8 protein-coding genes are annotated in these 9,618 nt (G+C 60.5%); 2 read left to right on the plus strand and 6 right to left on the minus strand.

The window, feature by feature from the left end; all coding sequences use genetic code 11:
* Positions 1–129: 129 nt before the first annotated feature.
* From QK296_RS28640 to QK296_RS28660, 5 genes are all read right to left on the minus strand, one after another.
* The gene (locus QK296_RS28640) at positions 130–2,688 is read right to left on the minus strand and encodes a TonB-dependent receptor (RefSeq protein WP_003189377.1); all 2,559 of its coding nucleotides are present in this window, start codon (positions 2,686–2,688) and stop codon (positions 130–132) included.
* Positions 2,689–2,814: 126 nt separating this feature from the next.
* Positions 2,815–3,783: a FecR domain-containing protein gene (locus QK296_RS28645; protein WP_282392313.1), complete on the minus strand. Its 969-nt coding sequence runs from the start codon at positions 3,781–3,783 to the stop codon at positions 2,815–2,817.
* Positions 3,780–4,319 (minus strand): RNA polymerase sigma factor, encoded by a 540-nt coding sequence (locus QK296_RS28650; protein ID WP_003189381.1) that lies wholly within the window; start codon positions 4,317–4,319, stop codon positions 3,780–3,782. The genes QK296_RS28645 and QK296_RS28650 overlap by 4 nt, the downstream gene beginning before the upstream one ends.
* Before the next feature lie 199 nt (positions 4,320–4,518).
* A complete protein-coding gene (locus tag QK296_RS28655; protein WP_003189383.1) occupies positions 4,519–5,391 on the minus strand; it encodes a dihydrodipicolinate synthase family protein in 873 nt (290 codons plus the stop codon).
* Between the two features lie 29 nt (positions 5,392–5,420).
* Positions 5,421–6,203 (minus strand): aldolase, encoded by a 783-nt coding sequence (locus QK296_RS28660; protein ID WP_003189384.1) that lies wholly within the window; start codon positions 6,201–6,203, stop codon positions 5,421–5,423.
* Positions 6,204–6,363: 160 nt separating this feature from the next.
* Between QK296_RS28660 and QK296_RS28665 the strand changes: the two genes are divergently transcribed.
* Positions 6,364–6,891 carry an XRE family transcriptional regulator gene (locus QK296_RS28665; protein WP_057711915.1) on the plus strand — a complete coding sequence of 176 codons (528 nt, stop codon included), beginning with the start codon at positions 6,364–6,366 and terminating at the stop codon, positions 6,889–6,891.
* Positions 6,892–7,014: 123 nt separating this feature from the next.
* On the opposite strand, the gene QK296_RS28670 is transcribed toward QK296_RS28665, so the two are convergent.
* A complete protein-coding gene (locus QK296_RS28670; protein WP_003189387.1) occupies positions 7,015–8,031 on the minus strand; it encodes a DUF4917 family protein in 1,017 nt (338 codons plus the stop codon).
* Between the two features lie 123 nt (positions 8,032–8,154).
* Here QK296_RS28670 and yiaY point away from each other — a divergent pair, with 123 nt between their 5' ends.
* Positions 8,155–9,303 (plus strand): L-threonine dehydrogenase, encoded by a 1,149-nt coding sequence (yiaY, locus tag QK296_RS28675; protein WP_003189389.1) that lies wholly within the window; start codon positions 8,155–8,157, stop codon positions 9,301–9,303.
* Positions 9,304–9,618: the final 315 nt, after the last annotated feature.

The raw sequence follows: 9,618 nt of genomic DNA on the forward strand, positions 1-9,618 counted from the left end.
GATCAAAAGCAGATCAAGATCAAGAGCGGCTCGCTTCGCATCGTGGTTACCGTCGACCGTTACAGCGTTGTGTAGATACTCATGGCTATCGCAGGCAAGCCCGCTCCCACAGTTGGAATGCGTGTGTGCTTAGAAGAACCGCGTCACGCTGATCTTCGCATCACGCCCTTTGGTGTACGCCCGGTCGCCGCTCAAGGCCGGGCGGAAGTTTTTGTTGAACAGGTTGTCCACCGTGAAGTTCACCTCGGTGCCTTTGAGGTACGCCTGCTGCGGTGTCCATTTGGCGAACAGGCCCTGGGTGTTGTAGCGCTTGTTGCCGTACTGGTCGTAGAACAGATCGCCGATGCTGGAGCCTGGGCCGCCGGAGTATTTGTCGCTGGGCAGGCGGTCGGTGGCGCCGATGAATTGGCCCATCCAGCCCACTTGGGCATCCCAGGCCGGGATGTGGGTGCCCAGTACCAGCACCCATTTGGTCGGCGGGATGTCCCGCGCTGCCACGTCCGGGCCCCAAGGGTTGGTGTAGGCGCCTTGGTGTTGGCCCTTGGCATAGGCGAACGACACCGAGCCAAACAGGTAGGTGGAGTTGTAGATCGATTCGAGCTCAACGCCCTTGATGGTCAGGCTGCCGATATTGCGGTAGTTGGACATCGGCCCAGGCGGGCAAGCTGAAGCGATGCTGCCGCCGTTGATGGCCTGGTTCTGGCAGCCTACGCCGGTGGCCTTGAAGATCTCGTCTTCGACCTTGTTGTGGAACAGGGTGGTGCGCAGTTGCAGGTTGTCGTCCTGGGCGATCAGGTTGTCGAAGCTGGTGATGTTGCCCAGGGTGATGGAGGTGATGCGCTCCGGGTCCAGGTCGACGCTGGTGGCGGTGCGGCTGCCCACACCCTGCACTTCGTATTGTTCGTCGATCACCGGGGCGCGCCAGGTCTGGCTCCAGTTGGCGAACAGCCCCACATTCGGCGTCACGGTCCAGAACAGCGCCAGGCGTGGCGACCAGCCGGTGTAGGTGCGGTCGCTGTAGTCGTGACCCACTGCCGGGTTGGGGTTGTTGTAGTAGGGCGCATCGTTGCCTTCGCCGCGGTTGCGCACATGGTCGTAGCGCAGCGAAGGCGTGATCGTCACGTCGCCCAAGGTCACCGCGTCCTGGATAAAGAAGCTGTTGGTATCGACTTTGCCGTGGGGCATGAAGCCCGGCTGGAAGTGCCCGTAGTTGTAGCGCGGCGTGTTGTAGGTGGCGCCGGGCATCCACATCTCGGTTTCGCGGGTGTGCTTGCGGATTTGCCCGCCGACCGTCACGGCATGCTGCAAGGGGCCGGTGTCGAACAGGCTGACGTTACGGATATCCAGGAGCTTGTCGGTGTAGGCGGTGTCCATCTTGCGCCCGCCAGTGGCCAACTGGAAAAACGCCGTGGCGTCACGCTCATCGGTCTGCTCGGTGTTGGACTGGGAGTACTTGATGGTCAAGTCCACCAGCGGGTTATCCAGCGGCTGGTATTCATATTTGCCCGACCAGGTGGTGTCGACCGTGTCACGGTGGGCGAGGAAACGCTTCAACGCGCCTTCGTAGCCGTAGCGGTCGATGTTGAACTGAGTCGGCGGCGTGGGGTAGCTGGCGGCGGAAAACGGGGTCCAGCGGTTGCTGTGGGAGCGCGAGTACGACAGCCCGACACTGTGCTCATCGGTAAAGTGTGCGTTGACCTTGAACAGCTTGCCGTCCACATCCTGGGCGCTGTTGGGCAGGCGCTGGGGGTTGATCGGGTACTCATTGTTGTCGTTGGGTAACTTGGCGGCCACTTTCATATCGCCGCCGTCGCGTTGGGTCAGGTAGGCCAGCGCATCGAAACGGCCGTCGTCGGTACGGCCATACACGGCACTGCTGTAGACCTGCTCATGGTCGTTGCTGGAGTAGCCATATTTGAGCATCGCACCGCTGTTGCGGCCGTCCTTGAGCAGGTCCGGGGCGTCCTTGGTGACCATGTTGACCGTGCCGCCGAAGCCGCCATTACCGGTGAAAGGCGAGTTGGGGCCTTTTTCCACTTCGATGCGCTTGATCAGCTCGGGCTCGATAAACACCGTGCCTTGCTGGTAACGCTCAAAGCCCGTCTTGGTGGCGCCGTCGACGGTCAGCGGTACATCTTCGGCATCGCCGAAACCGCGGATGTTGATGGTTTGGCCACCGGGTTTCAAGGAGCCGCCCTGGCTGACACCGGGCAAGGTCTGCAACAGGCTGGGGATGTTATTGGACTGGTAGCGGTCGATGTCGGCCTGGGTCAGGGTGGAGCGGTTGACGGTGCTGGCGTTCACCTCATTGCCGGTGCCGATCACGCTCAGGGTGTCCAACTGGATCGCGCCACCGCTGGTGGTTTTACCCGCATCGGGGCGCACCACGTAGGTACTGCCGACCTTGAGCAGGATGAGTTCGCCGTTTTTGAGCAGGGAGCGAATGGCCACTTCCGGGGTGTAGTCACCGTTAAGCGCCGGGGCCTGCACGTTCTTGAGCAGGGTTTCATCGAACAGCAGCTGGATTTTCGCCTGCTGGGCCACCTGGCTCAAGGATGTGGCCAGCGACTGGGCCGGCAGGTGCAGCTTGAACGACTCGGCTTCGGCGCTGAGGCTCAAGGCCAGGCACGTAGCCATGAGTGTCGGTCGAAGAAACAGGTGCGAAGCGTGGCAAGGCGCGCGAAACATGAAATCCCCCGGAGCGGCTAAATAGCCAAAAAGGTGTGCGTATCAAACACAGACAGGAGGAAGACGGGGCAGGCAAAAAAAACCACACATGCGAATGCAAAATATTCTCATGTGTGATGTTGCGGCCTATTTGCTCGGCTCGATTCTGATAGTGCCGTCAGCCGAGAGCACGGTTTTCACCGGCAACAACGCGGGTAATGCCTTGAGCAGGGCGTCTGGGTCATTCACGTCAATGTTGCCCGATACCTTGAGCTGCGCGACGGCCTTGCTCACCTGCAACGACGTCTGCGGGCGGTACAGGCTCAGCTCGTCGATCAGGCTGGCCAGTTCGCGATTGCGAAATGACAAGTGCCCGCTGCGCCAATCGGCGACCTCTTCGGCGTTGAGGGTTTGGTGTTGCACGGTGCCTTTGGCGTAGTTGTAGGAGGCGCGTTGCTGGGCGCCGAGCAGGGTGACGGGGCTTTTGCCATTTGGCTCGAAAGCGACCTGGCCATGGGCAACGCTGACCACCAATTGTTGCTGCCCGCGGCGCACATCCAAAGCAGTGCCCACCACCCGTACGCTCGACTCGCCGGCTTGCACGTAAAGGGGGCGCTCCTTGTCGGCGGCCACTTCGATATACAGCTGGCCCGTGTCCAGGTGCAGCACCCGATGATGGGCGCTGAAGTCCACGCGGATATGGGTGTTGGCATTCACATACAAGGTACTGCCATCGGGCAGAGTCAACGTGCGCATGCCCTTGGCTTGGGTGGCCACCTGGCTGTGAAACAGCTCGCGCGGCGCGCCGATGGAGGTCGCTAATACGGCGCAGAGCACGGCGGCGGCCACCGCCAGGGCAGGGCGCCAGAGGCTGGGCTTGCGCTTGGGCAGTGCCAACGGTTTGTTCAGTTGTTGCAATTGGGCGAGGTCGGCCCACAGCTGTTCGAATTCGGCATAGGCGTGCGCGTGCGCGGGCACCGCTTGCCAGGCGGCAAAGGCTTTACGGTCGGCGCGGCTGACTTCGTTGCGGTTGCGTGCAAACCAACTGGCGGCTTGGGCGTCGATGCAATCGCTCGCTTGGCTGTCCAGCGCGTCGGTGTCGCTCGGGCGGTTCATTCTGGCTGCTCCGTGCCGGTGTCGGGTTGAAGGCGTCGCTTGCAGTGCAGCAGGGCAAAGGCGATGTGCTTTTCCACCATGCTGGTGGAGATGCCCATGCGCGTTGCGATCTGTGCCTGGCTCAAGCCTTCGAAGCGGTGCAGCATAAGGGCTTCTCGGCGGCGGGGCGAGAGTTCGGCGAGGACTTCTTTCAACTGTTCCAGGCGTTGCAGGCGCAGGGCGGCGGCCATGGGGTCGTTGTGCTCGTCGGTGACCGGCTCGGCATCCATTTCGGCGTGATCAGGGTGGGCGGTTTGCCGTACCTTCTGTTTGCGCCAGTGATCGCGCAGCAGGTTGCGCGCCATCTGGAACAGAAACGCCCGCGGCTGCTCGACCTTGGCGCGGTCGCGGTAGCCCAGCCATTGGGTAAACACATCTTGGGCCATGTCCGCCGCGTCGCTGGCGTTGTCCGTGCGTTTACGCAGGAAATACAGAATGTCTGCATAAAACCCGCGACAGGCATCGGCCGACGACGGGTCGGGCTGGGGACGAGACATGGATATCCTTCTTGACGAAGCTCGGCTTGGAGAAGTCGTGAATGATATCGAGAACTATTGTCATTTGTCTCTGTTAATGTGCCCTCTTCTGTAGGAGCGAGCTTGCTCGCGAAAAACCAACAGGCGACACGAACTCCCGATGTGCTGCGTTATCGTTGGCGTTCTTCGCGAGCAAGCTCGCTCCTACAGGGGCGGGGGTTTACTTCAGAAGTGTTTTCAGTTGCTCGATCCCTGCTTCGCCCAGAGGGAATACCGGCAAGCGCGGATTACCCACCTCCAACCCGGTCAAGCGCAACCCGGCCTTGATCGTCGCCGGCAGCCCGCCTTTGAGGATGAATTGCAGCAATGGCAACTGTCGGTAGAACAGCTCGCGCGCCTTGTTCAAATCATCGGCCAGTACGGCCTGATACAGGCTCAGGTTCAGTTGCGGGATCAGGTTCGGCGCGGCGGTGCACCAGCCTTTGGCGCCAGCCGCGAAGGCTTCCAGCGCCAGCGGGTTGCAGCCGTTGTAGAACGGCACGTCACTTTGCAGTTTCAACTGGTGCATGCGCTGGATGTCGCCAGTGCTCTCCTTGACCATTGTCACGTTCTCGACCTGCTTGAGAATCCTCAGGATCAGCTCCACCGACATGTCGGTGCCGCTGGTGGCCGGGTTGTTGTAGAGCATGATCGGCACGCCGATGCTGTCGCCGATGGCGGCGTAGTGAGCGAGGATTTCCGCTTCACTGAGTTTCCAGTACGAGGCCGGCAGCACCATGACCACATCGGCGCCGTGTTCTTCGGCGTAGCGGGCGCGACGCACGGCCTTGGCGGTGGTCAGGTCGGACACGCTGACAATAGTCGGCACGCGCTTGGCGACTTTCTTGATGCTGTAGGCACTGACTTCATCCCACTCGGCATCGCTCAGGTAAGCGCCTTCACCCGTGCTGCCCAAGGGCGCAATGGCGTGGACGCCGCTGTTGATCAAGCGGTCGATGGAATGCCCGAGGGCGTCGAGGTCAACGCGTTGGCCGTCGGCGCTGAAGGGGGTGATGGTGTAGCCGATGATGCCGTGAATGGTTGGGTTGGACATGGGGAAAACTCCGGTCGAAAAAGGGGCAATCAGTTCAGGCAATCGGCGTGCTTGCGCAGGTTTTGCCGGGCGTAGTAGTTGAACGCGGCGCCGTGGCGCTTGGGCTTGGAGATCCAGTCATGGGCCTCGCGCCCCAGCTCCGGCAGGATCGGTTTGACCGTGCCCGCAGACATCGCCAGCAACTGCAACTTGGCAGCCCGTTCGATCAACTGCGCAATCACGCAGGCTTCTTCGATGTTGGCCCCCGTGGACAACTGCCCGTGGTGCGAGAGCAGGATGGCGCGCTTGTCGCCCAGGGCCGTGGTGATGATTTCCCCTTCTTCATTGCCCACCGGCACGCCGGGCCAGGCTTCCAGGAACGCGCAGTCTTCGTACAGCGGGCAAAGGTCCATGTGCGACACCTGCAGCGGTACTTCCAGCATCGACAGCGCGGCGATGTGCGTGGGGTGGGTGTGGATGATGCAGTTTACATCCGGTCGACCGCGGTACACCCAGGTGTGAAAACGGTTGGCGGGGTTGGGAATGCCGTGGCCTTCCAGCACCTCCAAGTCTTCGTTGACCAGCAGCAGGTTGCTGGCGGTGATTTCGTCAAAACCCAGGCCCAACTGCTGGGTGTAGTAGGTGCCGGGCGCCGGCCCACGTGCGGTGATCTGCCCGGCCAGGCCGGAGTCGTGGCCGTACTCGAACAGGATTCGACAGGTCAGCGCCAGCTTTTGCCGGTCGGTCCACGTATTATCTGCCAGGCTGTTTTGCATCTGGCTCAGTGCTTGCTTGACCAGTTGGTCTTTTGGGAGTGCTAATGTCTTGGCCATATCGGTGTCCTTTGGGTGGTTCAATGGACGTCGGATTTGCTGGTCGCCCGCTGCTCGCAAGGTCGTTGGGTGAATGCAAATGACACTAAAGATGCTATATGACACTTTGTGTCATTGGCAAGCCTGTCTCATCGCTTTCTGCATGGATTAACCGCAGCAAATGTCTATCCGCTTGAAAATATTAAGAAAAAAACTTGGCGTGACCCTGGAATCCCTGGCCGAAAAATCCGGGATGACCAAGAGTTACCTGTCGAAAGTCGAGCGCGGGCTCAATACGCCTTCCATCGCTGCGGCGTTGAAACTGGCCAAGGCATTGAACGTGAAGGTCGAAGAGCTGTTCAGCGAAGACAACGTCAGCCTCGACAGCTACAGCCTGGTGCGCAGCCACGAGCGGCCCGACACCTCGCCGGGTTATGCGGTGCTGGCTCATCAAGTCAGCGAGCGCAGCCTGTTGCCGTTCATCATCTACCCACCGGCGCAGTTCACCGACAAGACCTTCAAGGAGCACCTGGGGGAGGAGTTTTTATTCGTGCATGAAGGCCAGGTTGAAGTGGATTTCATGAACGAGCGCGTGCTGCTGGAGCGCGGCGATGCGCTGCATTTCAACGCGCAGAAACCCCACCGGATTCGCTCGGTGGGAGAGGTGCAGGCGCAGTTGCTGGTGGTGGTGCACAGCGCTGAGGAGTGAGCCTTCTTACTCATTGAAATGCAGTCAATGTGGGAGCTGGCTTGCCTGCGATAGCGGTGTATCAGTGCCAGATGGGCCAACAGACAGGCCGCTATCGCAGGCAAGCCAGCTCCCACATTTTGATCAGCGTTCCACAGGGACTGATAGTGCCGGATTGCCCAGCGGATGCGTACGCGCCGCAAAGAACTTCAGCGTTACGCCACTGCCCTCGAACAGCTCCGAATATCGCCGCTTCTGCTGACGAATAAACCCATCACTGCGCCCCGACACCGAGATCGCCAGGGTGCTGATGCTGGCCTGGCCAATAGCATCCACCAGGTGTTTATCCTGCGGCCCCAAGTCATGGCCGAAGATGCACAGTGCGCCTTCATGGCTCAACAGTTGTTCATAACAGAACGACAGATAATCCGAACTGCGGATACTTTTGAGCTTCTCCTGCACCTTGCCTTCACTGACGAACAGCGGCACATCGTCGAGGGTTTTGATCGTGTTATTGATGGCAAAACTGCTGAGCAGGGTGCTGTCAGTGGACGGCAATTTGCGCGCCGTGCCGTCAAGGTTGCGCACCAGGTGCAAGCCGCCGTGCAGGTACAGGATGCGGGTGATGTCGGTGCGCGTATTGCGCAGGTCGAAGCTTGAGTCGGTGCTGCGAAACAGGTCGTCGATGCCCGGTGCGTGCAGGGTCGCCCAGTAGTTGAGCAAGTCGTAGTTACTGGTGAAGACGGTGGCGTAGGTGGCCAATTCTGCGTGGATCGTCGCCAGCGTCGACGGCTGCACCAGGCGCCAGGGAATGTGCACGGTATGGATGGTGTTGATCAGCGCTTCCTTGATCGCGTAGTAGCGGTTACGCGGTGCCGCCGAACTGACCGCCAGGGCCTTGTTGACCCGGCTGGTGGTTTTCAAGGCGCCCAGAGCTTGCTCGAAACTGCGGGTTTGCAAGGCGTCGAACACGCTGAGTTCGGAGGGGGTCAGGGGCTTTTCTTCGACGGTACGGGCGTTTTCGAACAGCGAGTCGTAGGCGAAGTCTTCCCAGATCGTGCGGCTGGCGCCGTTACCGATCAGAATCCCGCTGAAGTCGACGGCAGCGCGCAGGGCACTCCAGTCTTCAAGGTGGGCGTCAATATCCTGGAAATCCTTCATTGCGGCGGGTCTACTCGAAATCGGCTGGGGGGTGACTTTATCACGAGCCGGCATTGATCCTGATCAAGATGCGCTACGCGGTACAGGTTGATTCTGTCGGCATAAAGCCTTTGAGGATCGATCATGAGCAGCACGTTTTTCATCCCCGCCGTCAACATCATGGGCATTGATTGCCTCGACGAAGCGATGACCGCCATTCGCAACTACGGCTTTGGCAAGGCGTTGATCGTCACCGACGCCGGTCTGGCCAAAGCCGGTGTGGCTGGCATGATCGCCGAGAAGCTGGCGATGCAGGATATCGACTCGGTGATCTACGACGGCGCCAAGCCCAACCCCAGCGTGGAAAACGTCGAAAAAGGCCTGGCATTGCTGCAACAGAGCGCCTGCGATTTCGTCGTGTCCCTGGGCGGCGGTTCGCCCCATGACTGCGCCAAGGGCATCGCCCTGTGCGCCACTAACGGTGGGCGTATCGGCGACTATGAAGGCGTCGACCAATCGAGCAAGCCACAACTGCCGCTGGTGGCCATCAACACCACCGCTGGCACGGCCAGCGAGATGACGCGTTTTTGCATCATCACCGACGAAAGCCGCCACGTAAAAATGGCCATCGTCGACCGCAATGTCACGCCGTTGCTGTCGGTCAACGACCCGGCCCTGATGGTCGGCATGCCCAAGGGCCTCACCGCCGCCACGGGCATGGACGCACTGACCCACGCCATCGAAGCCTACGTGTCCACCGCCGCAACACCGATCACCGACGCCTGCGCGATCAAGGCCATCGAGTTGATCAGCGCCAACTTGCGCCTGGCGGTCCGCGACGGCACTGACAAGGCTGCACGGGAGAACATGGCCTATGCGCAGTTCCTCGCCGGCATGGCCTTCAACAATGCGTCCCTGGGTTTTGTGCATGCCATGGCCCACCAATTGGGCGGCTTGTACGACCTGCCCCACGGTGTGTGCAACGCGGTGTTGTTGCCTCACGTACAAAGCTTCAACGCCAGTGTCTGCGCCAAACGCTTGAGCGACGTGGGCCGGGCTCTTGGTGCGGATATCAAGGGCATTACCGCTGAAGAGGGCGCCCAGGCCGCGATTGCGGCGATTCGTCGGTTGTCCCAAGACGTGGAAATTCCTGCTGGTTTGCGTGAGCTTGGCGCTAAGTTGCAGGACATTCCGTTGCTGGCCAGCAATGCGCTGAAGGATGCCTGCGGGCTGACTAACCCTCGGCGGGCGGATCAGCGTCAGATTGAGGAGATCTTTCGTAGCGCTTTTTGATAGGCATAGGTACCTACACAACGTTGGCGCGACGCTGGACCTGTGGCGAGGGAGCTTACTCCCGTGACTGCCTGACAGCCGATGCTTATCCGCGATCAAACTGTGGGAGCTGGCTTGCCTGCGAAGACGGCCTGACAGCCGACGCCAATCTACCTGACACCCCCGCGAACCAACTGTGGGAGCGGGCTTGCCCGCGAAGGCGGCCAGACAGTCAACACAGTTGGATTGGGTACATATCCATTGCTGCGGTAACGGCCAACTAGGGTTCCGCTCTGACAGCGGCTCACTTTTGAAAAGAGCCGGAATGCCGGCCCA

The organism is Pseudomonas sp. AL10 (assembly GCF_029960685.1).
Classification (GTDB): domain Bacteria; phylum Pseudomonadota; class Gammaproteobacteria; order Pseudomonadales; family Pseudomonadaceae; genus Aquipseudomonas; species Aquipseudomonas lactis.

Coding starts and splice junctions, on each gene's coding strand:
- QK296_RS28670 (WP_003189387.1), bottom strand. CDS start 8,031: ATGAAGGATTTCCAGGATATTGACGCCCACCTTGAAGACTGGAGTGCC.
- QK296_RS28665 (WP_057711915.1), top strand. CDS start 6,364: ATGTCTATCCGCTTGAAAATATTAAGAAAAAAACTTGGCGTGACCCTG.
- QK296_RS28650 (WP_003189381.1), bottom strand. CDS start 4,319: ATGTCTCGTCCCCAGCCCGACCCGTCGTCGGCCGATGCCTGTCGCGGG.
- QK296_RS28655 (WP_003189383.1), bottom strand. CDS start 5,391: ATGTCCAACCCAACCATTCACGGCATCATCGGCTACACCATCACCCCC.
- QK296_RS28660 (WP_003189384.1), bottom strand. CDS start 6,203: ATGGCCAAGACATTAGCACTCCCAAAAGACCAACTGGTCAAGCAAGCA.
- QK296_RS28645 (WP_282392313.1), bottom strand. CDS start 3,783: ATGAACCGCCCGAGCGACACCGACGCGCTGGACAGCCAAGCGAGCGAT.
- QK296_RS28640 (WP_003189377.1), bottom strand. CDS start 2,688: ATGTTTCGCGCGCCTTGCCACGCTTCGCACCTGTTTCTTCGACCGACA.
- yiaY (WP_003189389.1), top strand. CDS start 8,155: ATGAGCAGCACGTTTTTCATCCCCGCCGTCAACATCATGGGCATTGAT.